General features: G+C 65.9%; 22 protein-coding genes and 1 tRNA gene. 11 read left to right on the top strand and 12 right to left on the bottom strand.

Annotated features, from left to right (window positions below; genetic code table 11):
* The first annotated feature begins 5 nt into the window (after positions 1–5).
* The 3 genes from GN330_RS08695 to GN330_RS08685 are packed head-to-tail and all read left to right on the top strand — an operon-like array spanning position 6 to position 3,341.
* Entirely contained in the window at positions 6–1,274 is a 1,269-nt protein-coding gene (locus GN330_RS08695) for a beta-ketoacyl-ACP synthase (RefSeq protein WP_156712297.1), read from the top strand.
* A 31-nt stretch (positions 1,275–1,305) separates the two neighbouring features.
* A complete protein-coding gene (locus GN330_RS08690) occupies positions 1,306–2,334 on the top strand; it encodes a zinc-binding dehydrogenase (RefSeq protein WP_156712296.1) in 1,029 nt (342 codons plus the stop codon).
* Positions 2,335–2,372: 38 nt separating this feature from the next.
* Positions 2,373–3,341, top strand: a complete 969-nt coding sequence (locus GN330_RS08685; RefSeq protein WP_156712295.1) for a lipid A biosynthesis lauroyl acyltransferase — start codon at positions 2,373–2,375, stop codon at positions 3,339–3,341.
* 68 nt (positions 3,342–3,409) lie between these two features.
* Here GN330_RS08685 and GN330_RS08680 read toward each other — a convergent pair whose 3' ends face one another.
* Together GN330_RS08680 and GN330_RS08675 are read right to left on the bottom strand one after the other, a co-directional pair.
* Entirely contained in the window at positions 3,410–4,249 is an 840-nt protein-coding gene (locus GN330_RS08680; protein WP_156712294.1) for a universal stress protein, read from the bottom strand.
* Between the two features lie 104 nt (positions 4,250–4,353).
* Positions 4,354–5,103 carry a competence/damage-inducible protein A gene (locus tag GN330_RS08675; RefSeq protein WP_156712293.1) on the bottom strand — a complete coding sequence of 250 codons (750 nt, stop codon included), beginning with the start codon at positions 5,101–5,103 and terminating at the stop codon, positions 4,354–4,356.
* A gap of 188 nt (positions 5,104–5,291) precedes the next feature.
* Here GN330_RS08675 and wrbA point away from each other — a divergent pair, with 188 nt between their 5' ends.
* From wrbA to GN330_RS08660, 3 genes are all read left to right on the top strand, one after another.
* A complete protein-coding gene (wrbA, locus tag GN330_RS08670) occupies positions 5,292–5,891 on the top strand; it encodes an NAD(P)H:quinone oxidoreductase (protein ID WP_156712292.1) in 600 nt (199 codons plus the stop codon).
* Between the two features lie 117 nt (positions 5,892–6,008).
* Positions 6,009–6,374 (top strand): TraR/DksA family transcriptional regulator, encoded by a 366-nt coding sequence (locus GN330_RS08665; protein WP_156712291.1) that lies wholly within the window; start codon positions 6,009–6,011, stop codon positions 6,372–6,374.
* Positions 6,375–6,504: 130 nt separating this feature from the next.
* Positions 6,505–7,467 (top strand): alpha/beta fold hydrolase, encoded by a 963-nt coding sequence (locus GN330_RS08660; RefSeq protein WP_246188596.1) that lies wholly within the window; start codon positions 6,505–6,507, stop codon positions 7,465–7,467.
* A gap of 62 nt (positions 7,468–7,529) precedes the next feature.
* Here the strand turns inward: GN330_RS08660 and GN330_RS08655 are convergent.
* Positions 7,530–7,605, bottom strand: a tRNA-Thr gene (locus GN330_RS08655).
* Positions 7,606–7,759: 154 nt separating this feature from the next.
* Between GN330_RS08655 and GN330_RS08650 the strand changes: the two genes are divergently transcribed.
* Positions 7,760–8,533, top strand: coding sequence for an NAD kinase (locus tag GN330_RS08650; RefSeq protein ID WP_343040465.1), 774 nt, complete (start codon positions 7,760–7,762; stop codon positions 8,531–8,533).
* Between the two features lie 205 nt (positions 8,534–8,738).
* Entirely contained in the window at positions 8,739–10,280 is a 1,542-nt protein-coding gene (locus GN330_RS08645) for a DEAD/DEAH box helicase (protein ID WP_343040464.1), read from the top strand.
* Between the two features lie 367 nt (positions 10,281–10,647).
* Here GN330_RS08645 and sufA read toward each other — a convergent pair whose 3' ends face one another.
* The 7 genes from sufA to GN330_RS08610 form a co-directional block, all read right to left on the bottom strand.
* Positions 10,648–11,034 (bottom strand): Fe-S cluster assembly scaffold SufA, encoded by a 387-nt coding sequence (gene sufA / locus GN330_RS08640; protein WP_156712288.1) that lies wholly within the window; start codon positions 11,032–11,034, stop codon positions 10,648–10,650.
* Between the two features lie 93 nt (positions 11,035–11,127).
* The gene (locus tag GN330_RS08635; RefSeq protein ID WP_156712287.1) at positions 11,128–11,508 is read right to left on the bottom strand and encodes an SUF system Fe-S cluster assembly protein; all 381 of its coding nucleotides are present in this window, start codon (positions 11,506–11,508) and stop codon (positions 11,128–11,130) included.
* On the bottom strand, positions 11,505–12,746 hold the full coding sequence (locus GN330_RS08630; protein ID WP_156712286.1) for a cysteine desulfurase: 1,242 nt from the start codon (positions 12,744–12,746) through the stop codon (positions 11,505–11,507). Before GN330_RS08630 ends, GN330_RS08635 begins: the two co-directional genes overlap by 4 nt.
* A 101-nt stretch (positions 12,747–12,847) precedes the next feature.
* Complete coding sequence (gene sufD / locus GN330_RS08625; protein ID WP_156712285.1) at positions 12,848–14,113, bottom strand: Fe-S cluster assembly protein SufD; 1,266 nt, start codon at positions 14,111–14,113, stop codon at positions 12,848–12,850.
* Between the two features lie 9 nt (positions 14,114–14,122).
* On the bottom strand, positions 14,123–14,878 hold the full coding sequence (gene sufC, locus GN330_RS08620; RefSeq protein ID WP_156712284.1) for a Fe-S cluster assembly ATPase SufC: 756 nt from the start codon (positions 14,876–14,878) through the stop codon (positions 14,123–14,125).
* 73 nt (positions 14,879–14,951) lie between these two features.
* Positions 14,952–16,466 (bottom strand): Fe-S cluster assembly protein SufB, encoded by a 1,515-nt coding sequence (gene sufB, locus GN330_RS08615; protein ID WP_156712283.1) that lies wholly within the window; start codon positions 16,464–16,466, stop codon positions 14,952–14,954.
* Positions 16,467–16,637: 171 nt separating this feature from the next.
* Positions 16,638–17,801: a cysteine desulfurase family protein gene (locus GN330_RS08610; protein WP_156712282.1), complete on the bottom strand. Its 1,164-nt coding sequence runs from the start codon at positions 17,799–17,801 to the stop codon at positions 16,638–16,640.
* Between the two features lie 216 nt (positions 17,802–18,017).
* Between GN330_RS08610 and GN330_RS08605 the strand changes: the two genes are divergently transcribed.
* Together GN330_RS08605 and GN330_RS08600 are read left to right on the top strand one after the other, a co-directional pair.
* Complete coding sequence (locus GN330_RS08605) at positions 18,018–18,692, top strand: alpha/beta hydrolase (RefSeq protein ID WP_156712281.1); 675 nt, start codon at positions 18,018–18,020, stop codon at positions 18,690–18,692.
* 10 nt (positions 18,693–18,702) lie between these two features.
* Complete coding sequence (locus GN330_RS08600; RefSeq protein ID WP_156712280.1) at positions 18,703–19,353, top strand: FMN-binding negative transcriptional regulator; 651 nt, start codon at positions 18,703–18,705, stop codon at positions 19,351–19,353.
* Positions 19,354–19,375: 22 nt separating this feature from the next.
* On the opposite strand, the gene GN330_RS08595 is transcribed toward GN330_RS08600, so the two are convergent.
* Positions 19,376–20,503, bottom strand: a complete 1,128-nt coding sequence (locus GN330_RS08595; protein WP_156712279.1) for an anhydro-N-acetylmuramic acid kinase — start codon at positions 20,501–20,503, stop codon at positions 19,376–19,378.
* A 127-nt stretch (positions 20,504–20,630) separates the two neighbouring features.
* Here GN330_RS08595 and tyrS point away from each other — a divergent pair, with 127 nt between their 5' ends.
* A complete protein-coding gene (gene tyrS, locus GN330_RS08590) occupies positions 20,631–21,881 on the top strand; it encodes a tyrosine--tRNA ligase (protein ID WP_156712278.1) in 1,251 nt (416 codons plus the stop codon).
* A 31-nt stretch (positions 21,882–21,912) separates the two neighbouring features.
* Here tyrS and GN330_RS24105 read toward each other — a convergent pair whose 3' ends face one another.
* Positions 21,913–25,317 carry a YhdP family protein gene (locus GN330_RS24105; protein WP_156712277.1) on the bottom strand — a complete coding sequence of 1,135 codons (3,405 nt, stop codon included), beginning with the start codon at positions 25,315–25,317 and terminating at the stop codon, positions 21,913–21,915.
* Positions 25,318–25,325: the final 8 nt, after the last annotated feature.

The raw sequence follows: 25,325 nt of genomic DNA, 5'->3' as shown, positions 1-25,325 counted from the left end.
GTGAGATGAGCAAAAACGATCGTTTTGGCAGGCGTACCGTGGCAGTGACCGGGATCGGCGTCGTGACCGCGCTGGGCGTGGGCAAGCGCGAGAACTGGCAGGCGCTGACGGCCGGCAAGTCCGGCATCCATGCGATCACCCGCTTCCCCGTCGATCTGCTCTCCACACGCATTTCCGGCATGGTCGATTTCCTGCCGTCCAGCACAAGGGGCGCTTCCGCGCTGACCGACGAGCTCGCCGAAACCGCCGGCCGCGAAGCGCTCGCCGAAGCCGGGCTCGATACGGCTCTGGGCGGGCCGCTCTTTCTCGCCGCGCCCCCGGTCGAACTCGACTGGCACGAGCGCTTCGCGCTTTACCGCCATGGCCCCGAACAGGAAGAAGGCTATCGGCGGTTGCTGGCCGTCGCCCGCGACGGGCGTCGCCCCGACGCCTACGACCAGACCCAGTTCGGCATGATCGCCGAGCGGCTCGCGGAGCTGTTCGGCGCGCGTGGCCTGCCGGTCACGCTGTCGACGGCCTGCGCCTCCGGCGCCACGGCGATCCAGCTCGGCGTGGAAGCCATCCGGCGCGGCGAATGCGACCGGGCGCTGGCGATCGGCGCCGACGGCTCTGCCACCGCGGAGGCGCTGATCCGCTTTTCGCTGCTGTCGGCGCTATCGACCCAGAACGAGCCGCCCGAAAAGGCCTCCAGGCCGTTCTCCAAGGATCGCGACGGGTTCGTGATCTCCGAGGGCTCGGCGGCCCTGGTGCTGGAATCGCTCGAAAGCGCGCAGGCCCGCGGCGCCGAGATACTGGGCGTGATCCGCGGCTGCGGCGAAAAGGCCGACGATTTTCACCGTACCCGCTCCAAGCCGGACGGCTCGCCGGCGATCGCGGCCGTGCGCGCGGCCCTGGCCGACGCCGGCATGGCGGCCGACGAGGTCGGTTACATCAACGCCCACGGCACCTCCACACCCGAAAACGACAAAATGGAGCACCTGTCGCTGTCGACCGTTTTCGGCGAGCGCATGCGCGAAATCCCGATCTCGTCCAACAAGTCGATGATCGGCCACACATTGTCGGCCGCCGGCGCGATCGAGGCCGCCTTTTCACTGCTGACCATGCGCGAAGGCGTGATCCCGCCGACGATCAACTACGACACGCCCGACCCCGCGATCGAGCTCGACGTGGTGCCCAACATCAAGCGTCACGCCGACGTGGCGAGCACCTTGTCGAACTCCTTCGGCTTCGGCGGCCAGAACGCGTGCCTTGTCATGGGCCGCGAACCGGTCTAAGCGGACGCCCTTTACCAAGGACCCGCCGCCCATGCGCGCATTGCAGCTCGTCGAGGATCGTAGGCTCGAACAGGTGGACCTGCCGCCGCCGCCGCAGCCCGGCCCGGGCGAGGTGACGGTGGCGATCCGCGTCGTCGCGCTCAACCATATCGACGTGTGGGGTTGGCGCGGCATGGCCTTCGCCAAGCGCAAGATGCCGCTGGTGATCGGTGCGGAAGCCTCCGGCGTGGTCGAAACGCTCGGCGCCGGCGTCGGCCATTTGGCGCCGGGCCAACTGGTCTCGATCTATGGCGCGCGCACCTGCGGGCTCTGCCGCCCCTGCCGCGAGGGCCGCGACAATCTGTGCGAGCACGTGTCGGGCGTGCACGGTTTCCACCTCGACGGTTTCGCCCAGGAACGCATCAACCTGCCGGCGCGGCTTCTTGTGCCGGCGCCGCCCGGCGTCGACGATGTCGGCGCGGCGGTCGCCCCGGTCACCTTCGGCACGGTCGAGCACATGCTGTTCGACAATGCCCGGCTCGAGCCCGGCGAAACGATCCTGGTCCATGCCGGCGGTTCGGGCATCGGCTCGGCTGCGATCCAGCTCGCCAGGAAGATGGGCTGCACCGTCATCACCACCGTCGGTTCCGACGACAAGGCCGAACAGGCCAGGGCGCTCGGCGCCGATCACGTCATCAACTACCGCGAGGACCGTTTCGAGGGCGTGGTGCGCAAGCTGACCCGCAAGAAAGGCGTCGACGTCGTCTTCGAGCATGTCGGCGCCGACACCTGGGCCGGCTCGATGCTGTGCCTCAAACGCGGCGGCCGGCTCGTCACCTGCGGCTCGACCTCGGGCGTGTCGACCAGCATGAATTTGATGCAGCTCTTCCAGCAGCAATTGAAGATTTTCGGATCGTTCGGCTGCCGCATGGAAAACATGGCCGACGCCATGCAGAAAATGGCCGCCGGCCACGTCGCGCCGGTGATCGACACCGAGGTCGGCTTCGACGGCATCGCCGCGGCGCTGGCGCGCATGGAAGGCCGCGACGTCTTCGGCAAGATCATCCTGCGCGTGGCATAGACCGCCATGCCAGGCAGCGAGCCCTCCGGGACGGCACGATGGCTGCAACGGCACCAGACCTGACCCGCCGGGCGGCGATCCGCGCCACGCGCGCGCTGCAAACGGCGAACTACTGGCTGATCGCGAAAGTCACGCTCGGCCTGCTCGCTCTTTTGCGCCGGCTGCCGGCCGACTCCGCCCTCGCCTTCCTCGACCGCGCCGCGCGCCGCATCGGTCCGCTTGCCGGGCGCCATCGCACCGCGCTCGCCAATCTGCGCGCCGCCTACCCCGACAAGACCGAGGACGAATTGCAGGCGATCGCCTCCGACATGTGGGGCAACATGGCCCGGCTCGCCGGCGAATACGTCTTTCTGGAAAAGCTGATCGAGGAAGAGGATGAACACGGCCTGCCCGCCCGCGTCGAGGTGGTCGGCGCCGACATCTTCCTTGACCTGCGCGACAACCCGGCGCCGCGCATCCTGTTCACCGCCCATCTCGGCAATTTCGAGCTGCTGCCGATCATCGCCGCCAAATACGGCCTGCCGGTCAGCGCGCTCTACCGCGCCCCCAACAACCCCTATCTGGCGGCGGCGCTGATGGAAAAGCGCGAGGCCACGATGGGCGACCTGATCGCCTCGCGCCCCGGCTCGGTGTTCGCGCTGGCCCGCGTGCTGGAGGATGGCGGCCATGTCGGCATGCTCGTCGACCAGAAATTCATCGACGGCGTGCCGACCACCTTTTTCGGCCGGCCCTGCCAGTCGAGCCCGGTGCTGGCCCGGCTGGCCAGGCAGTTCGACTGCGAGGTCCATCCCACCCGCTGCACGCGCCTGCCCGGCAACCGCTTCCGCATCGAGATCGGCGAGAAAGTCGTCCTTCCGCGCACCGACAAGGGCCGCATCGACATCGAGGCCGCGACCCAGACGATCAACGACGTCGTGGAAGTCTGGGTGCGCGAGGATCCCGGCCAATGGATGTGGTTTCACCGCCGCTGGCAGATCAAGACGCACGGCAGGAAACGCGGACGCTGACGGCGTCCCTCGGGGCCGGCACCCCGTGTGTGCGTCTTTTTTCTACCGTCCCTGCCGGTTTGCCAGACTCAGCGCGCCAAAAGGGTCAGACAGGGCGGGTTTTCGATCGTCGTGCGCGTCGTGCCGCCGAAAAACATCTCCTTCAGCCGCGAATGGCTGAATGCGCCGAGCACGAGCAGGTCGGCCTTCTTGTCGGTCACGACTTGCGCGATGGTTTCGGCAACGGACTGGTCGCCGGAACCGCGGTTTTCAACCGTCACACGCGCGCCGTGGCGCGCCAGTGCGGCCGCGATCTCGGCGCCCGGAAGCGCGCCCTGCTCGCCCGGATTGGCGACCGGATCGACGCTCAGGATCGTGGTTTCGTCGGCCTCAACGATCAGAGCCAGGGCGTCGAACGCCGCGCGGGCGGCCTGGCGCGAGCCGTTCCAGGCGACAACGATCCGTTTGGCGCTTGTCGTCGCCGTGCCGCGCCACGGCACGACCAGCACCGGGCGCCCGGCCCCCTGGATCAGGGTTTCGATATCGGGTGATCCGGCTGCGCCCTTTTCGGGATCGACCTGGCCGGCGACCACGAGGTCGCCGCAGCGCGCGCTTTCGAGCGCCGACAGGGCGCTGTCGCCGGAAAAACTGTACATGGAGCGCCACTCCCACGACACGCTTTCGCGCTTCATGCGCTGCGAAAACAGCTTTTCAAGCCTGTCCGCGCGTTCGCGGCTCATATCCTCTTCCGCGCCCATCAGAGCGGCGTCGGGAAAGCCCATCGGCGAGGCGATCGGCACCGGCAGCGCCTCGGCGTGGACCCCGATCAGATGCGCATCCGATCTCTGGGCGAACGCGACCGCGACGTCGAGCGCGCGCCCGGCATCGTCCTCGTCCTGCAACACGGCAACAATCGTCTTGTAGACCATGACAACCTCCGTTCACGCCGGCGCACCGGCTGTCTTCGGGGAAACCCTAATCTACATCGATCCGTTCCGCTTTTGACCAAAATCAGCAAAAGCGGGAAAAAAGATCAGATCGCGGCAGCCGAGTCCGTCAACCGGGCCACCATCTGGCGCACCGCCTCCTCAGCCGGGGCCAGCGCCTCGGGCGTGCGGGCGCGCACCACCAGTTCGGTCCAGAACTTGCCGTCGAGATATTTCGGATAAGAGCCGATGATCGTGTCGGGGTGCTGCTTCTGGATCTCGCCCAGCGGGCCGCCGATCGTGCCCTCGCCGGCCGGGCAGTGGATCGAGACCGAAATCAGCCTGGTCCCGGTCTTCAGGCCCGGCACGACATTGTCGAGCATGGCCTGGAAGATCGACGGCACGCCGGCCATGACATGAACGTTTTCGATCCTGAACCCCGGCGCGATCGACACCGGATTGTCGATATGCACCGCACCGCGCGGCATCCGCGCCATCCGCTTGCGCGCCTCGGTGAAATCCATGCCACGCTCGGCATAATTTTCGGCGAGCATGGCATAGGCGCGCTCGTCATGCTCGCAAGGCAGCCCGAACGCCTTGGCGACCGCGTCGGCGGTGATGTCGTCGTGAGTCGGCCCGATACCGCCGGTGGTGAACACATAGGTATAGCGCGCCCTGATCGCGTTCAGCGCCTCGACGATGGCGTCCTCGTCGTCGGCGACGATGCGCACTTCCTTCAGGTCGATGCCGATCGCCGTCATCATCTCGGCCAGATGGCCGATATTGCGGTCCTTGGTCCGCCCCGACAGGATCTCGTCGCCGATGACGAGCATGGCCGCTGTCACGATGTCGCTCATCTGCTTCCTTTCACGCACTGCCATCGCCCCATAGCGCCCTCCGCCGACGCGGGCAATCGCGGGGAGTCAGTGAACGAACCGTCACCAATCGCGCACTTTTATCGAACGACGCCGCTCCGCACATAGGAACCATGGCCCGGCAGGAGAGTTGTCGGGCCGTGAAATACGGACAGTCAGGAGACGATTTGATGACCAAGATATTGGTGCTTTACTACTCGAGCTGGGGCCACATGGAGGCGATGGCCAAGGCCGCGGCCGAGGGCGCGCGCGACGCCGGCGTCGACGTGACGGTCAAACGGGTGCCCGAACTCGTTCCCGAAGACGTCGCCAAGGCGGCGCACTACAAGCTCGACCAGGACGCGCCGATCGCCGAGCCGTCCGAACTCGCCGACTATGACGGCATCATTTTCGGCATCTCGACGCGCTATGGCGCCATGGCCGCCCAGATGAAGAATTTTCTCGACCAGACCGGCTCGCTGTGGGCCAAGGGCGCGTTGATCGACAAGGTCGCCTCGGTGATGTCGTCGACGGCGACCCAGCATGGCGGGGCCGAATTCGCCCTGATCAGCGCCCAGGTGTCGCTCCAGCACCATGGCATGATCATCGTGCCGCTGTCCTACGCCTATGAGGGGCAGAGCGGCAACGACGTCGTGCGTGGCGGCGCGCCCTACGGCATGACCACGACCAGCAACACGGACGGCTCGCGCATGCCCTCCGAGCAGGAACTGGAGGGCGCGCGCTTCCAGGGCAAACGCGTGGCCGAACTCACCGCGCGCCTGCACGGCTGACAGCACACTGGCCATGACGCCGGCGGGCGGCTTTCGGGCCACCCGCGAGCGCGCAGCCGGCGTGCGCGGCGATTTCCTTTGCCGAACCGGCGCATTCGCGCCATTGTCGCGCGCAGCATGACCACGGTCGAACCGGACGACGACGCGCTTGCCGCCCGCTACCGCTGCCTGATCGAGGCGGAGCTGGCGCAGCTTGAGGCGCAATCGCACCAAACGGCCGCCGACCGCGCCCCGGTCGAACTCGACCAGCAAAGCGTCGGCCGGCTGTCGCGCATGGACGCCATGCAGCAACAGGCGATGGCGCAGGCGGTCGAACAGCGCCGCCAGACCCGCCAGGCCCGGCTGGGCGCGGCGCTGAAGCGCATCCAGACGGGCGATTTCGGCTATTGCCTCGACTGCGGCGCCTTCATCGGCTGGAAGCGCCTCGACGTCGACCCGACCGTGCCGCTGTGCGTGGCCTGCGCCGGCAGGTCGGGCCGGTGAGGAAACAGCGCCGAAGCCGGGCAGCCGCAACGCCGAACGCCTTGTCCGAAACCCGGTATCGGCCGCGAACCGGTTCCCATTCCGGCTTGTCCTGATATAGGCTCGCGGCCGCCTCATCGGAGCCTTGCCCTTGCTGACCTTCTTGTTGTGGTTCGTCCTGGTCGCGGTCGGCCTCGTCGCCGCTGTCGTGGCCTATTTTGCCTGGCGGACAGAAAAACTCGCCGCCGATGCCGAACGGGCCGTCCCGCAAACCGGCAAGACCGTCGAGATCGACGGCGATACGATCCACTATGTCGAGCAAGGCCGGGGCCGGCCGATCCTGTTCGTTCACGGGCTCGGCGGCCAGCTGCATCATTTCCGCCAGCCGCTTTTTCCGCTCCTGGCCGACGATTTTCGCCTGATCGCGATCGACCGGCCCGGATCGGGCTATTCGACAAGAAGCGGCAGCGCGGCCGACATCGGCGATCAGGCCCGGGTGATCGCCGCTCTCATCGACCGGCTTAAGCTGCAAAAGCCGCTGCTGGTCGGACATTCGCTCGGCGGCGCGATCGCCTTGCGCGTCGCGCTCGATTTTCCCGACACGGTCGCCGGCCTGGCGCTGCTTGCCCCGCTCACCCATCACCAGGGCGAAAAGCCGAGCGGCTTCAAAGGGCTCGACATCCCCTCGCCCGTCCTGCGCGCCGTTCTTGCCCATACGGTTGCGATCCCGATGGCGCTCAGACGGGCCGAGGCCACGCTCGATTTCGTCTTCGGCCCGCAGGCCGTTCCGGCCGACTACGCCATCGGCGGCGGCGGCTATCTCGGCCTCAGGCCGAGCCATTTTGCCGCCACGGCGGCCGATTTCGTCGCCGCGCAGACCGCCATGCCGGGCCAGCAAACCCGCTACGGCGCGCTCGCCATGCCGGTCGGCATCCTGTTCGGCGACGCCGACCGGGTGCTCAACCACGCCGTGCACGGGCTCGCGATGCGCGATGCGGTCGAAGGACTCGATCTGGAAATCCTGGAAGGCGTCGGCCACATGCCGCAATTCGTCGAGCCGGCGCGCACCGCAGGCTTCATCCGCCGCATGGCGCAAAAGGCGTTCGCCGGCTGAACGGAACGGCGGTCTCGGGCGGCAAGCCGTCCCGCGTGTCTCCGCGATGGACCGTTGGAAAATGGTGCCCCCGGCAGGAATCGAACCCGCGACCTTCGGTTTACAAAACCGCTGCTCTACCAGCTGAGCTACAAGGGCACGCCCGTCCGTTATCATATTTTCCGCACCAGTAAAGGGGTGCCTCCGGCGTTTGCCCGACACGCCGCGGCTTTGCCTGATGCCCGGCGCGTGCTAACCGGCGGCGTGCGCGCCGTTGCCCGACCGCGATCGCGCCTGTGGAGGAGAGACAAAGGTGAGCGAAAACCCGCCGAGCCTGGCCTTTATTTCGGCCGACACGCCGGACGCGCGCGAGGCCGCCAACCGTCTCTCCACGCTTTACGGCCAGGAACGGCTCGAGGAGGCCGACGTCATCGTCGCGCTCGGCGGCGACGGCTTCATGCTCCAGACGTTGCACCAGATGATGAGTTCGGGCCGCAGCATTTACGGGATGAACCGCGGCACGATCGGTTTCTTGATGAACGAATACCGCGAAACCGACCTGCGCGAGCGGATCGAGGACGCGGTCGCCGAAACCATCCGGCCGCTGCACATGCGCACCGTCGACACGGACGGCAACACGACTGACGCGCTCGCCATCAACGAGGTTTCGCTGCTGCGCCAGTCCTATCAGGCGGCCAAGCTCCGCATCACCATCGACGGCAAGGTGCGCCTGGACGAGTTGATCTGCGACGGGGTCATGGTCGCCACGCCGGCCGGATCGACGGCCTATAATCTGTCCGCGCAGGGCCCGATCCTGCCGCTCGAGGCCCCGCTTCTCGCCCTGACCCCGGTCAGCGCCTTTCGGCCGCGGCGCTGGCGCGGCGCCCTGATCCCGAACCGCTCGACCGTGCGCTTCGACGTGCTGGAACCGCAAAAACGGCCCGTCAACGCGGTCGCCGACCACACCGAGATCAAGTCGGTCGCTTCCGTGACCGTGCGCGAGGCGCACGACACGACCGCCACCATCCTGTTCGACGCAAGCCATAGCTGGGACGAGCGCATCCTGTCCGAGCAGTTCCGCTACTGAACGCCGTCCCCGGCAGATACACGGCAAATCGACAACAACCCGCCTGAATCGGGCTCCAGGGGCATCCGCGCCGCCGATATTGGGGGTAAACGGTTGACTTTCCGGCCCATGCAACGTAACGCCAGCTTCAGAAAGCGGGCTTGAGTGCCCTGCTTGCCGCGTGCGACGTGCCCGGCAACACAAGCCAAAAAGACATTTCAACATCGTGCCATCAAACGAGCAGACTGCCGAACAGGCGAAAACTTTTGCGGATCTGGGTCTGTCGCCCAAGGTCCTGTCCGCGGTCACCGACGCAGGCTACACGACGCCGACACCGATCCAGGCCGGCGCCATTCCCTATGCGCTGGAAGGCAAGGACATTCTCGGCATCGCCCAGACGGGGACCGGCAAGACCGCCTCCTTCGTGCTGCCGATGCTCACCCGGCTCGAAAAGGGCCGTGCCCGGGCGCGCATGCCGCGGACGCTGATCCTCGAACCGACGCGCGAACTCGCCGCGCAGGTCGAGGAAAACTTCATCAAATACGGCAAGAACCACCGGCTCAACATCGCGCTTCTGATCGGCGGCGTATCGTTCGACGAGCAGGAAAAGAAGCTGGAACGCGGCGCCGACGTGCTGATCGCCACGCCCGGCCGGCTGCTCGACCATCGCGAGCGCGGCAAGCTGCTTCTGACCGGCGTCGACATTCTCGTCATCGACGAAGCCGACCGGATGCTCGACATGGGCTTTATCCCCGATATCGAACGCATCTGCGAGATGATACCCTTTACCCGTCAGACGTTGTTCTTCTCGGCCACCATGCCGCCGGAGATCACCAAGCTGACCGAAAAGTTCCTGCAGGCGCCGGTGCGCGTCGAGGTCGCCCGCGCGGCGAGCACGGCCGCAACCGTGGCCCAGCGCCTGGTGAAATCGCCGGGCAAGGCATGGGACAAGCGCGACACGCTGCGCCGGCTGATCCGCGAGCAGGAAGACGAGCTGACCAACGCGATCATCTTCTGCAACCGCAAGGTGGACGTGTCGGAGTTGTTCCGCTCGCTGACCCGGCATGAATTCGACGCCGGTGCGCTGCATGGCGACATGGACCAGCGCGCCCGCATGGCGATGCTGGCCAATTTCCGTGACGGCAAGCTGAAGCTTCTGGTCGCCTCCGACGTCGCCGCGCGCGGGCTCGACATCCCCGCCGTCAGCCATGTGTTCAATTTCGACGTGCCGATCCATGCCGAGGACTATGTCCACCGCATCGGCCGCACCGGCCGGGCCGGGCGCGCCGGCAAGGCCTTCACGATCGCCACCCGCTCGGACAAGAAATATGTCGACGCGATCGAAAAGCTGATCGGCCAAACGATCGAATGGCACGACGGCGACCTGTCGACCCTGTCGGCGGACGAAGAGGACGAGGCGCCGCGCCGCGGACGCGGCAGCCGAGCCGCCAAGGGCGAAAAGACGCGCGGCAAGCCCCGCAGCAGGAAGGCCGAAACCACCGAGGAGCAGGCACCGGCGGCTCCCGTGGCGGCAGCGCCCGCGCAAACCGGCGAGACCGATGACGGCGACGCCAAGACGGCCCGCAAAAGCGCGATCAAGGCCGACAACGCCAATCGCCGCGACACGACCGGCGGTCGTGACAGCGGACCTCGCGACGCCCCCCCGCGCGAAAAGCGGAACCGCTCGCGCAAGGACGATCTCGGCGACGCGCCGGTTGGCTTCGGCGACGACATGCCCGATTTCATGAAGGTCGTGGTCAAGGTCTGAAACGTAGCCGCCGCCGCAGACGCGGTTTCACGCCCCGGCCCGCATTTCCGCTTCGAACGCCAGTCTCGGCCAGTGCGGCATCGTCGACGGCGCCGCCCAACGGCATCCGCATCTGCTTGCCGCGCAAAAAATTGACGTAGGTCCGGCGTTCCGCCCCGGCCGCCTCGTGAGCGCCGGCAACCTCTAAGTCCCTCTTCAGCATCGGGCTCGCAGCCCAGGATCACGGCGATGACGACGCCGTCGTGCCGATGCGCCCATGCCGCCAGAAAAAACCGCTTCGAGAACAGTCCTTGTTCATGGCTGATCGACGGCGGCAACCGTCCGTTCTGTCAGCGACGATACGAAAGGCACGGACCGCGCGCGTCGCTCAAACGGCGCCGGCTCCGCGCGCCTCGGCGAGCGCTTTGAGATCGGCCGGCTTCAACTCCACCGACTCGCCGCAGCCGCAGGCCGAGGACTGGTTGGGATTGGAAAAGGTGAAGCCTGAGCGCAGCGTCGACACCTCGTAGCCCATTTCCGTGCCGAGCAGGAACAGGCTCGCCTCGGGCGCGACATAGACATGCGCGCCACCATGCTCGACATGATCGTCCTTGGCGTCCGCCTCGGTCACCAGATCGACCGTATATTCCATGCCGGCGCAGCCGCCCTTTTTCACGCCGACACGCACGCCTCGCGCGCCGTCGCGGTTTTCGACGATCTCGCACACTCGCGCGGCCGCCTCGTCCGTTATCGTGATGACCTGAAACCGGCCCATGATCGTTTCTCCATTGCGCGCGGGTTCAAGGCCCGCCGAATGATGATGCTGACATTAAGATGGTAAAGATTCGCGTCTTGCGCAACCCGCCGGTCAATACCAGCCGACCGCGACCTGGGCTTCTTCCGACATCCGGTCGGGTGTCCAGGGCGGGTCGAACACCATGCTGACCTCGACGCCGGACACACCTTCAACGGTGCCGACCGCGTTTTCAACCCAGCCCGGCATCTCGCCGGCGACCGGACAGCCCGGCGCGGTCAGGGTCATGTCGATCTTGACCGAGCGGTCGTCCTCGATGTCGATCTTGTAGATCAGGCCGAGCTCGTAGATATCGGCCGGAATCTCGGGATCGTAGACGGTCTTGATCGCGCTGACGATGTCGTCGGTCAGCCGTGCCAGCTCGTCCTGCGGGAGAGCCGATGCCGGCGCCGTTTCTGCGTGCGGTGTGGTGGTGTCGTCGCTCATCTCGCTCATCCGAAAAATGTCCGCGCCTTTTCCAGCGCCTCGACCAGGGCGTCAACCTCGGCCCTGGTGTTGTAAAGGCCGAACGAGGCCCGGCATGTCGACGTCACCCCGAACCGCTTCAACAGCGGCTGGGCGCAATGGGTGCCGGCCCGGACCGCCACGCCGGAGCGGTCGATCACCATTGACACGTCATGGGCGTGTATCCCCTCCAACTCGAAGGAGATGATCGCCCCCTTGTCCGGCGCATTGCCCAGAATACGCAGCGCGTTCACCCCGCGCAGGCGCTCATGGGCGTAATCGCGCAGATCCGCCTCGTAGGCGGCGATGCGCGCCCGCCCGATCGATTCGACATAATCGATCGCCGCGCCCAGCCCGATCGCCTGGGCGATCGGCGGCGTTCCGGCCTCGAAGCGATGCGGCGGGTGGTTGTAGGTCACGCCCTCCATCGCCACGTCCTCGATCATCTCGCCGCCGCCCTGGAAAGGTATCGTCGCTTCCAGTGCCTCCATGCGGCCGTAGAGCACGCCGATGCCGGAGGGGCCGTAGAGCTTGTGGCCGGTAAACACATAAAAGTCGCAGCCCAGCTCCTGCACGTCGACCGGCATGTGCACGGCCGCCTGGCTGCCGTCGACCAGGACCTTGATGCCGCGCTCATGCGCGATGCGGCAGATCTCGCGGATCGGCACCACCGTGCCGAGCACGTTTGACATGTGGGTGATCGCGATCAGCTTGGTGCGCGCGGTCAGGCATTTCTCGAATTCGTCGAGATGGAACACTCCCTCCTCGTCGACCGGGGCCCACACCAGTTTCGCGCCCTGGCGTTCGCGAATGAAATGCCACGGCACGATGTTGGAATGATGCTCCATGATCGACAGCACGATCTCGTCGCCGTCGCCGATATGCGGCATGCCCCAGCCATAGGCGATGGTGTTGATCGCCTCGGTCGCGTTCTTGGTGAAGACGATCTCATCGACGCTCGCCGCGTTGACGAAGCCGCGCACGGTCTCGCGCGCCTTCTCATAGGCGTCGGTCGCCGCATTGGACAAAAAATGCAGGCCGCGATGCACATTGGCGTATTCGACGCCATAGGTATGGGCGATCGCGTCGAGCACGGCCTGCGGCTTTTGCGCCGAGGCGCCGTTGTCGAGATAGACCAGCGGCTTGCCGTAGACCTCGCGCGCGAGGATGGGAAAGTCGCGGCGGATCGCCTCGACGTCGTAGGGAGCGGATTCGACTTTCTGATCCATGGTCCTGCTACTCCCGGTTGGTTGGCCCGCTTGCCGGCTGCGAAGCGCTCACACCGGCGCGGTCGGCGCCGGCCGCCGAGACCGCCCCGCTTCGTCCGGCATTAGCCATGCGTGGCAAACCACGCCGTCAGCTTTTCTTCCAGCGCCTCGACCATCGCCTCGTTTTCCAGATCCTCGATCACCTCGGCCAGAAAGGCGCGCACCAGCAATCCGCGCGCGGTCTTTTCGTCGATGCCGCGCGCCATCAGGTAAAACAGATGGCCCTGGTCGATTTCCGTCACCGTCGCGCCGTGCCCGCACGCCACGTCGTCGGCAAAGATCTCCAGTTCCGGCTTGGCCGAGAACTCGCCCTCATCCGTCAGAAGCAGGGTGTTGCAAGCCATCTTGGCGTCGGTCTTCTGCGCCTCGCGCGCAACGCGTATCTGACCCTGAAACACGCCCTTGGCCTGGTCCGTGACGACGTTGCGTATCACTTCGGTCGAGACCGTGTTGGCCGCGGCGTGGTCGAGCACCATGGTCACGTCGCAATGCGTCCCGCCCGCCAAAAGGTTGACGCCGCGCAGGATGAACTCGGACCCCTCGCCCGCGACATTGACCGTCACCTCCTGACGCACCAGCTTGCCGCCGGCGTTCATGAAGAACAGCGTGAACTTCGCGTCCGCGCCGATCTCGATATTGGTCTGGCCGAGAAAAGTCGCATCGTCCGGCTGTTCCTGGAGAATGATCCAGGTCAGCTCGGCGCCGTCCTCGACCGTGATGTGGCTTATGGCCGAAACCAGCGCCTCGCCGGTCCCGGTCTGGCGCTCCACGATCGTGGCGCGTGAGTTGCGGCCGGCGTGGGTGGCAAAACGCACATGCGTCTGGCCGCCTTCATGCAGGTTTTGCAATTCGATCGGTTTGGCGATCTCCGCGCCCTCGGCGATGTCGAGCGCGTAGCCGTCGCCGACAAAGGCCGTGTTGATCGCGCCGATCGCGTCGGCCGCATCGCCGTCGAAAAGCTGCGCCGCGAGACTGCCGTCGCTCAGCCGGTCGAATATCCGCCGGATCGCGACGCCCTCGATCTGCGGCATGGACGTGACCGTGCCCGAAAGCACAGGCAACACCGTGGCGCCGCTCAACAGCGCCGGTTGCTCCTTTGCACGCGCGAGAGGATCGAAGGCCGGAACCGTGCTCAAAAGCCGGCGCAGATCGGTGTAGTGCCAAGCCTCGACACGGCGTGTCGGCAGGCCCGATTTCAGCGCCTCGACCGCCTCGTCGCGCCTGACGACAACGGCGGTGTCGCCCGGCAGATCGGAAAAGAGCTGGCCATAGGTGTCGATCAGCGCCTGTTCGGCCGCCGTCATTTGCGGGGTGGCATGAACATTCATCGTGGTCACCTACGCGGCCTCGCCGACGACACCGGCGTAACCGTTCTTCTCGAGTTCCAGCGCCAGACCCTTGTCGCCCGACTTCACCACCCGGCCGCGCGACAGCACATGCACCGTGTCGGGCACGATATAGTCCAAAAGGCGCTGATAGTGGGTGATGACGACCATGGCGCGCTCGGGCGAACGCAACGCGTTGACGCCGTCGGCGACGATCTTCAGCGCGTCGATGTCGAGACCGGAATCGGTCTCGTCCAGCACGCACAGCTTCGGCTCCAGAAGCATCATCTGCAGGATCTCGGCGCGCTTCTTCTCGCCGCCGGAAAACCCGACATTGAGCGGCCGCTTGAGCATCGCCATGTCCATCTCGAGCGTGCCGGCGGCCTCCTTGACCTTCTTCAGAAGGTCGGGAATCTTCAGCTCCGCATCGCCGCGGGCGCGGCGCTGCGAATTGATCGCGACCTTCAGAAACTCCATCGTCGCGACCCCGGGTATCTCCATTGGATACTGGAAGGCGAGGAAGACGCCGGCGGCCGCGCGCTCGGCCGGATCCATCTCCAGGATCGACTGGCCGTCATAGAGGATATCGCCGTCGGTGACCTCGTAATCCGGACGACCGGCAAGGACATAGGACAGCGTCGATTTGCCCGAGCCGTTCGGGCCCATGATGGCGGCGACTTCGCCGGCCTTCACGGTCAGGTCGAGCCCGCGGATGATCTCGGTGCCGGTCTCGGCGACGCGGGCGTGAAGGTTCTTGATCTCAAGCATTCTTGTCTCGTTTCGAAGTTTTCCAACGGCGCCAGGGGCGCGTGTTCATGTTGCGCGGACCGGAAGCCCGCGATTACCCCACGCTGCCCTCGAGCGAGATGCCGATCAGCTTCTGCGCCTCGACGGCGAATTCCATCGGCAGTTCCTGGATGACTTCCTTGACGAAGCCGTTGACGATCAGCGCGATCGCCTCCTCCTCCGGAATGCCGCGCTGCATGACGTAGAAGAGTTGATCTTCCGAAATTTTCGACGTCGTCGCCTCGTGCTCGAGCTTGGCGGTCGCGTTCTTGGCCTCGATATAGGGCACGGTGTGTGCGCCGCAATCGTTGCCGATAAGCAGCGAATCGCAATTGGTGAAATTGCGCGCGTTGGTCGCCTTGCGATGCACCGACACCTGGCCGCGATAGGTGTTGTTGGACCTGCCCGCCGAAATGCCCTTGGAGATGATACGCGACACCGTGTTCTTGCCCAGATGCAGCATCTTGGTGCCGGAATCGATCTGCTGGTGGCCGTTGGAGACCGCGATCGAATAGAACTCCCCCTGCGAATTGTCGCCGCGCAGGATGCAGGAGGGATATTTCCAGGTGATCGCCGAGCCGGTTTCGACCTGGGTCCAGGAGATCTTGGAATTCTTGCCCCGGCAGTCGCCCCGCTTGGTGACGAAATTGTAGATGCCGCCCTTGCCGTCCTTGTCGCCGGGATACCAGTTCTGCACCGTCGAATATTTGATCTCCGCGTCGTCGAGCGCGATCAGTTCGACGACAGCCGCGTGGAGCTGGTTCTCGTCGCGCTGCGGCGCCGTACACCCTTCCAGGTAGGACACATAAGCGCCCTCCTCGGCGATGATCAGTGTGCGTTCGAACTGGCCGGTGTTCTTTTCGTTGATGCGGAAATAGGTCGACAGCTCCATCGGGCAGCGCACGCCCTTGGGCACGTAGACGAACGACCCGTCGGTAAAGACCGCCGTATTGAGGGTCGCGTAATAATTGTCGCTGGTCGGCACCACCGTGCCGAGATATTTGCGCACCAGATCGGGATGCTCGCGGATCGCCTCGGAAATCGAGCAGAAGATCACGCCGGCCGCCGCCAGCTCCTTTTTGAAGGTCGTCACCACCGAGACCGAATCGAACACCGCGTCGACGGCCACTCGTCGTCCGCCATTGCCCTCGATCGCGTCGAGATCGGACGGCTCGCCCTGCTTGCGCACGCCGGCCAGGATTTCCTGCTCCTTGAGCGGAATGCCGAGCTTTTCATAGGTGCGCAGCAATTCGGGGTCGACCTCCTCGAGCGAGGTCGGACCGGAGGTGCTTTTGGGAGCGGCGTAATAGTGGATGTCCTGGAAATCGATCTCGGGATAGGACACCCGCGCCCAGCTGGGCTCGCTCATCGTCTGCCAGCGCCGAAACGCTTCCAGACGCCAGTCCAGCATCCATTCCGGCTCGTCCTTCTTGGCCGAGATCAGCCGGATGATGTCCTCGTTGAGGCCCTTCGGCGCCTTGTCGGTCTCGATGAGCGTCTCGAAACCATATTTGTACTGGTCCACGTCGATATTGCGGACCTGCTCAATCGTCTCCTGCACGGCAGGCATCAGCGTTCTCCATCCTCGCCAGGTTCAAGGCCCGGCAGTCTTCAAACTATGGCACCACTCGCGGCGTATGCCTCATGTAGTGTGCACAACCGGGAAAATCACCCCGGTAAAAGCCCGTTTCCGGCCATAGCGACAATTTTTCCTGACATTTTCGGGCAAGTTTCCCGAATGTCAGGCGGCGTGACTTTTTTCCTCTGCTCCGCGCGCGACGACACCGCGTAGGGCGCTTGCAAAACGTTCGATATCGCCGGCTCGCGTCGCCATGCCGAGCGAAACCCGCAACGCCGACGCCTCCTCGCCGTAGCCCATCGCCGCCAGCACGTGGCTCGGACCGACCTTGCCCGACGAACAGGCCGACCCCGCCGACAGCGCGATCCCGGCGAGATCGAAGCCGATCTGCGCGGTTTCGGCCTTCAGCCCCGGCACGGAAAAGAAGCTCGTATTCGGCAGGCGCGGCGCCGACGCGCCGAATATCGTTGCCCGTGGCGCGATCTCGCGGATTGCCCGTTCGGCCTCGTCGCGCAAGGCGCGCACACCGTCCATCAGCTCCACGGCCCGCGCGGCCTCGCGCGCGGCGGCGCCGAAGCCGGCAATCGCGGCCACGTTCTCGGTTCCGCCGCGATGGCCCTTTTCCTGGCCTCCGCCGCGCACCAGCGGCTCGGGCATGACCAGCCCGGAAGCGGCCACCAGGGCGCCGGCGCCCTTGGGCCCGCCGATCTTGTGCGCCGACAGGATCAGGAAATCGGCCCCGAGATCGGCGATGTCGAGCGGAATGCGCCCCGCGGCCTGCACCGCGTCGAGCGCGAACAAGGCGCCCGCCTCCTTCGCGACGCGGGCGATATCGGCGACCGGCTGGATGACGCCTGTCTCGTTGTTGGCCATATGGATCGCGACCAGGCTCTTTCCTGCGACCCCATTGGCGGCGAGTATCGCCTTCACCGCGTCCGGATCGATCAGCCCGTCGCGGTCGACCGGCAGAAGATGGACGTTTTCGTGCGCGAAATGCCCTCCGCCGAGCAGGCAAGGATGATCGCTCGCCGCCACAAACAGCCGTTCGAGTCGCAGTGGGGCACGGCCCATGCGCCAGTCCGGCAAAGCCAGCATCGAGGCCGCTTCGCTGGCTCCGGAGGTAAAGGTGACATGCTCGGCGGCGCCGCCCACAAGCGCCGCGATCTCGCGCCGGGTTTCCTCGATCAGGCGCCGCGCCGCCCGCCCCTCGGCATGGACCGAAGAGGCGTTGCCGCCGGTGTCCAGAGCAGCCAGCATCGCCGTCCGCGCCGTCTCCAGGAGCGGCGCGCTGGCGTTATAATCGAGATAAGCGCGCTGTGCGTGCATGCCTGCCGGTTCGATCCTGCTTTCCGATTTCGCGGCGCCGCGCGCAATTTCCTTGAAATCACGCCACGACACGTCCTATCTACCCGCCTTGCCAGATTGACGGCTCTTCGCCAAGTTTGGAACGGTTCTAAACTAGCTTCTATGGAGGCGTCGGCCCCGCGTCAAGGTCGGACCGGCGCCGAATAACGTCCTGATCGGACGGTTTGTGGAGTATTCATGCCCGAAGTGATTTTTGCCGGACCGGATGGCCGCCTGGAAGGCCGCTACCAGCCGTCAAAGGAAAAAAACGCCCCGATTGCCCTGGTGCTGCATCCGCACCCGCAATTCGGCGGCACGATGAACAACAAGATCGTCTACGATCTGTTTTACATGTTCCAGAAGCGCGATTTCACCACCTTGCGTTTCAATTTCCGCGGCATCGGCCGCAGCCAGGGTCAGTTCGACCACGGCACTGGAGAATTGTCCGACGCGGCGGCCGCGCTCGACTGGGTGCAGTCGCTGCATCCCGATTCGAAGAATTGCTGGGTGGCCGGTTATTCGTTCGGCGCCTGGATCGGCATGCAATTGCTGATGCGCCGTCCCGAGATCGAGGGTTTCATCTCGATCGCGCCGCAGCCCAATATTTACGACTTCTCCTTCCTGGCGCCGTGCCCGTCGTCGGGTCTCATCATCCACGGCGATGCCGACAAGGTCGCGCCACCCAAGGACGTGCAGACGCTAGTCGACAAGCTGCACACCCAAAAGGGCATCACCATCACCCAAAAGACGCTGGAAGGGGCGAACCACTTCTTCACCAGCCACGCCGACGATCTGATCGGCGACTGCTCGGACTATCTCGACCGGCGCCTTGCCGGCGAATTGGCCGAACCACGGCCGAAGCGGCTGAGATAAGGCGCGCGGGATGTATCAGCCGCCGCATTTCCGCGAACAACGGCTTGATGTCCTGCACGATCTGATCCGGGCGCACCCGCTCGGACTTCTCGTAACCGCCGGGCCGCAGGGCCCGGTCGCCGACCCCCTGCCCTTCCTGCTCGACGTCGACAGGGGAGGAAACGGCACGTTGCGCGCGCATCTGTCGCGTGCCAACCCGCACTGGAGGCTGATTGTCGACCGGCCGCAAAGACCGGTATTGGCCGTGTTCCAGGGTGCAAACGCCTATGTGACACCCTCCTGGTATGCAACCAAGCGCGAGACCGGCAAGGTCGTGCCGACCTGGAATTATGCCATCGTCCAGGCGCGCGGCAGACCGGCGATCATCGAGGACAGGGACTGGCTGGCACGCCAGATCGGCGATCTGACCCGAATGCACGAAGACCACCGCGCCGAGCCCTGGGCGGTGAGCGACGCGCCGCAACGCTTCGTCGACGCCCAGATCGGCGGCATTGTCGGCTTGGAGATCGAAATCGCCTCGATCGAAGGCAAATGGAAGGTCAGCCAGAACCGGTCCGAAGTCGATCGCCTCGGCGTCGCCGCGGGCCTGGAGAGCGAAACCGCCCCGGACGCGCAAAAAGTCGCCGGGCTTGTCCGCGCCCATTCTCGCCGCGAAGGCTGACGCGCCCGCCAAGTCCGCGCTGTCAGGGAAGCGCCAAAACGCCGCCGCTTGCCGGCTTGCGGCAGCCCGTCGTCGTCGGCCAGGTAAGCGGCAGGCCCGTGCGCGAGCGCGCGGCGAGATAGGCCCAGGCCTCGGCCTCCATCGCGTCGCCGTCCAGCCCCGCATCCTCGGCCAGGATCACGTCACCCGCGCCGCGCCGCTGCGCCTCCTCGCGCATATCGGCCACGATATGCGGGTTTTTCCGACCGCCGCCGCACAAAATCCACAACCGTGGCGTCTTGGGCAGGTTTTCGACCGCCTTCATGATCGCCGCCGCCGAGACCGCCGCCAGCGTGCGCGCGCCATCGGCAAGTTCGAGCCCGCGCGCCGGTTCGAGCGTAAAATCGGCCCGGTCGAGCGATTTCGCGCCCGTGCGTTCGAACCAGGGATTGGCGAGATAGGCTTCCACGACGCCCCCACGCACCCGGCCCTCTGACGCGATCATGCCGTCGGCGTCGAACGGCACCCCGCCCTCGCCCGCCACCCATTGGTCGATCAAGGCGTTTCCCGGCCCGGTGTCGAAGGCGATGGGGTCGCCGCGTTGCGGCACGACGCTGATATTTGAAATGCCGCCAATATTGACGAACGCCACCGGCGGCCGGCCCGCGAACTCGGCCGGAAGCGTTCTGGCGAGCGCGGCGTGATAGGCCGGAACCAACGGTGCGCCCTGGCCGCCCTGCGCCATATCGTTGGCGCGCATGTCGAACACCACCGGCAGGCCGGTTTCCCGCGCCAGCAGAGCGCCGTCGCCCAGTTGCACCGTCAACGCCCGTTCCGGGCGGTGCAGCACCGTCTGGCCGTGAAAGCCGATCAGCGTCGGTTTCGGTCCCGATTTCGGCAGGGTGTCAACGAACGCCCTGACGGCGACGGCATGGCGCCTGGTGATCTCGTCCTCGAGCGCGGCGAGATCGCCGGGCCGCTCGTGCCGCGCCTCGATCGAGCGGGCGGTTTCCAGCGCCGCCTCGAGCCGGCGCCGGAACCCGGCCTCGTAGGCGACGAAATACGAGGCGCCACGGCGCACCCGCGCATCGCCGTCGGTCTCGACCAGCGCCAGATCGATCCCGTCCATCGACGTGCCGCTCATCAGGCCGAGCACGCAAGTCTCCGTCATGGCGCGCCACCCTTCCCGTGCGATCCCAACTTTCTTGTGATTCTGCCGCAAGCGATGCTAAAGCCGCATCGTCCCGATTGCCACGGCCGCGCGCCGGGCATTTTTCACGCCACCGAAAGTCAAGACGATGTCCGCGTTCAAATCCGATTTCCTGCGCACCCTGTCCGAGCGCGGTTTCATCCATCAATTGTCCGATGAGACCGGCCTCGACGATCTGTTCGCCAGCGAAACCGTGACGGCCTATATCGGCTTCGATCCGACGGCGCCCAGCCTGCATGCCGGCGGCCTGATCCAGATCATGATGCTGCACTGGATGCAGAAGACCGGCCACCGTCCGATCGCCCTGATGGGCGGCGGCACCGGCATGATCGGCGACCCCTCCTTCAAGGATGAGGCGCGCAAGCTGATGACACCGGAAACGATCGCCGACAACATCGCCGGCATCAAGCGTGTGTTTTCCAACTACCTGACCTTCGGCGACGGCCCGCGAGAGGCGGTGATGGTCGACAATGCCGACTGGCTGCTCGACATCAACTATGTCGAATTTCTGCGCGATGTCGGACGGCATTTCTCCGTCAACCGCATGCTGGCGTTCGATTCGGTCAAAACCCGCCTCGACCGCGAGCAGTCGCTGTCCTTCCTGGAATTCAACTACATGATCCTCCAGGCCTATGATTACGTGGAACTGAACCGGCGCTATGGCTGCCGCCTGCAGATGGGCGGCTCCGACCAGTGGGGCAACATCATCAACGGCATCGATCTCGGCCACCGCATGGGCACGCCGCAGCTCTACGCGCTGACCTCGCCGCTTTTGACCACCTCGTCCGGCGCCAAGATGGGCAAGAGCGCGGATGGCGCGGTGTGGCTCAACCCGGACATGCTGGGCGCCTACGAGTTCTGGCAATATTGGCGCAACACCGAAGACGCCGATGTCGGCCGCTTTCTGAAGCTCTATACGACGCTGCCGCTCGACGAGATCGCGCGGCTGGCTGCTCTCGGCGGAGCGGAGATCAACGAGGCCAAGAAGGTCCTGGCGACCGAGGTCACCGCGATGCTGCATGGCCGCGACGCAGCCGGGACGGCGGCCGAGACCGCCCGCAAGACCTTCGAGGAAGGCGCGCTTGCCGAAAGCCTGCCGACCATCGAGATCGCCGCCGCGGCACTCGGCGAAGGAAGCGGGCTCCTCAGCCTGCTGGTCAAGGCCGGATTGGCGGGTTCGAACGGCGAGGCCAGGCGTCACGTCAAGGGCGGCGCGGTGAAGGTCAATGACGAGCCCGTTTCCGACGACCGCCGCGTCATCGGCGAACCAGATCTGCGGGACGGCGTCGTCAAGCTGTCCGTCGGCCGCAAGAAGCACGTGCTCGTGCGCCCGGCCTGACCGGACGCCCGCACGGACGATCGCGGCCGGCCTACCGAAACTCGAAGATCGAGCGAAAGATGCCGGGTGCGATCACCGAAATCGGATTGACCTGAAGCTGCGGCGATTTGGCGTTGCCCGACAGCTTGAAGGTGATGCCGATCAGACCCCGGTCGCGGCCATTGCCGAGGATCTGGCCCAGGAGCGGAATCTCCGCGAAAAGCCGGTTGAAGCCGTAGGCCGGCATGAAGGTTCCGGCGATGCCGATATTGCCCTTGGTATCGTAGAGTTGGCCGCGGAAGGTCGCGCCGATCACCGGCCCGCGCAGGATGCCGCGATCGATCGAAAGGTAGCCGTCGCCCTTTTCCACCATCGCGTAACCGCGATCGAAATGCGCCTTCGACACGTCGATGTCCCGGCGCACGGCCTCGTTGAGACTGCGCCCGTCGCCCTCCGGCGGAGCCGTTGCCACCAGCGAGCGCAGCTTGGGCTCGTTGACGATCCGGAACTCGCGCGCGTCGATCTGGCCCTTGAGCGGCCCCTTGCCTTGCGCGGCCAGCGCCAGGTTGATCGTCCCGCCCTGCATATATTCGTAGATATTCAAGAACCGCAGCACCGCGCCGGCGTCGCCCGATTCCACGGTGACGGTGCGGCCACCGGCGTCGGTCCCGTTGACGATCGCGATTTTGCCGCCGTTCGACGATTGGGCCTTCATCGTCAACATGCCGACATCGGTGCCGGTGCCGGCGAGGTCGATCGACACGGTCGACAGCACCTCGTCTCCGAACCCGGTCACCCGGTCCACCGACGCCTTCAGCGAGACGGGAATCTGCTCCACGCTCTCCTCGGCCTGATCGGTGTCGGACAGGTAGAGCTTGATGACGGAGCGGGCATCGAACGCCTTGCCGTTGATCGCGATGTCGTAGCGGCCGCCCTTGCGCACGATCGTCAGCGCGACATTGTCGCCCCGGTTGAGGGCGACCTTGCCGAACTCGGCCCTCGCCAGGCTGCCGTTGTCGAGCCTCACGTCGCCATCTACGGCAAAACTCTTGCCGGACAGGTGGAAGTCCGACAGGCGCGTCGAGCTGCCATCCGTCTCCAGGACGAAGCTCGCCTTGGCCGGCACGCCGGCACCCTTGCTCCAGCCCACCCAGGGAAATTGCAGCCGCGCCTTCGTCAGATCGGCCACGATCCGTTGCGCACCGCCCTCTTCCACCGACACATCGAGGTTGATCTCGCCGGAGAGCATCTCGTTGAGTTCCGGCGCGATCTTCTCGCGGGCCGCATCGTCGAGGGTCAAGGTGATGTCGCGGGCACGACCGGGCGCGGCGCTGTCGAGCGGCTCCGTCATGCTGATTGTCGCCGGAAGACCGTTGAGGCGCGCCTTGGCCTCGATGACCGCCTTTTGCGGATCGACCACGATCGATCCCTGCGCCTCGCTCACCTGCTGGCCGTCGATCGGCTCGGCCAGGGCCAGGCCCTGGTAGTCGAGCGACACTTTCCAGTCGAGGCTTTCGATCGGAACGTCCTTCTGCAGCGGGATCTCCGCCCAGACCTGTCCGCTGACATCGCCAGAAAAATCCGTCGGTTCGAAACGCAAATGGCGCATCGCGTCGATCGGCTTGTAGGACGCGAACTCGATGATCGAAGGGGCGATGCCGGAAACGTCGATTTGCATTGTGCCGATCAAGGGGTGGGCGCCCGCATCCGCGATCCCGAAGGTTCCGTTGCTTGCGGCGACCGTGCGCCCGGTCGGCATGAACACGGTCCCCGAATCGAGTGTTATATCGACTGCGTTGCCCCGGAAATCGACGGTGCCGAACGCGTCGCGCACGGGCGGCAGGTCGCCGGTGATGTCGAAGCGCGCATCCTCGACACGGAAGCGCCCGTTCACCTCCTCGCCCGACAGCGCGACGCCGTTGCCCAGACGGCCGGCCTCCACTTTCAGGCGCACATGGCTGTCGGTGATTGTCCCGCCGAAGACGTTCGCGATCACCCAGGCGCGCGCGCCCGGCGCGGTTTCCGTCGGCCACAATTGCTTGACATGGGCGACCGGCATCGACGGCACGTCCATGGCAAACACGATCGACGGCGCCATGTCGGCGAAAAACCGCATCGAGGCGCGGGCCAACAATTCCCCTCGACCGGTACGCACTCCGATCTCGGAGGCGGTCAGCAAGCCGGTTTTGGGACGGTAGCGGCCGGCGAGCCGAGCAAGAAATGTCAGGCTCGGCTCCGGCACGTCCGCAACGGCGGCGCGCGACTGGTCGCTGACGAACTCGTAACGATAGGCCGGTTCGCTTCCCGGCTTGGGATCCGGAACCGGCCCGGCCGCCCCGTTGAACAGGAAACGCGACCGTCCCGTGCGGACGTCGATCCGGCTGAACTCGACCTTTCCCGTTCCCGCGACCAAAGCCGCCGCGATGTCGACCTTGCCGCTGACCGGCGTGCTGTCGGGCACCGATACGACCAGGTCGGCCGTCGCGAGGCCGACCTGCAGACGATCCGGCCCGCCGAGCGCCGAGCGCGTGCCTTTCAGGGTTACGACACCGCTGCCCTCCACCAGCGGCGACGCGGCGGGCTCAGCCTTGTCGCCGGCTTGCCCGGCCGCGGGCGCCGGCGCGACATTCGCGCGCAGCTGGAAGTCGAGCCCGGGCCGATCGCCGCCGACACGCGATGCCTCGGCCGAAACCGTGAGTGGCCGGCCCGCCACGACGAACTCGCCCTCGATTCTCACCATTTCCGTACTGTCGCCGGTCAGGTCGGCGCTGCGGATGACGACGGCATGGCTGTCATCCAGCGCGAACTCCACATTTCTCAGCGAAATCAGGCGCGTCGCGCGGGCCCCCAACATATCGAGCGCTTGCTCGACCGCGCCGAAGACGAGCGATAGCACCCGGTCCGGCTCGATCAGCCCATGCGCGTTCGTCACGCGGCCAAGGAGGTCGCCGTCCCCGCCACCGGGCAGCGCACCGGGCGCGATCCTGGCATTGCCGAGTTCGATCCGGTCGATGGCGAGACGTCCGCTCAGCAGCGCGCCCAGGTCGAGGCCGAGCCGCAGGGCACCGATATCGGCGAAACTGGCGTGCTGCGAGGCAATCGACACGCTGACCTCGGGAACCTCCAGCGCGATGAACCGGCCGCCACTCAGCGAAAACCGCGCCGGACCAGACGACAGCTCGACCGGAACGCCCAGGGTCGACGACAACGCCTTCTGCGCCTCGTCGCGCAATCGCTCCGAGCCGAGCCCCATCGTGCCGGCGAGATAGAGCGCCCCCAGCGCGGCCGCCACGATCACAAAACCCGCGATCAGCCCGGCCATCGCCCAGCGCGGCACAAAACGGCGCGCGCGGCGCGGCCGCTCTTCGAGCGAGGCGGCCGACGGCAAGGAATCCAGCGCGCGGATATCCTCGCGCCGAAACCGAACCCACTGATGTTTTTCGGTGCCCTTGTTCACCTCGACGA

The sequence above is a fragment of the Nitratireductor arenosus genome (assembly GCF_009742725.1).
Taxonomy (GTDB): Bacteria; Pseudomonadota; Alphaproteobacteria; order Rhizobiales; family Rhizobiaceae; genus Mangrovimarina; species Mangrovimarina arenosa.
The sequence above is the reverse complement of the archived record's forward strand: the minus strand, read 5'-3'. Positions and strand labels throughout refer to the sequence as shown.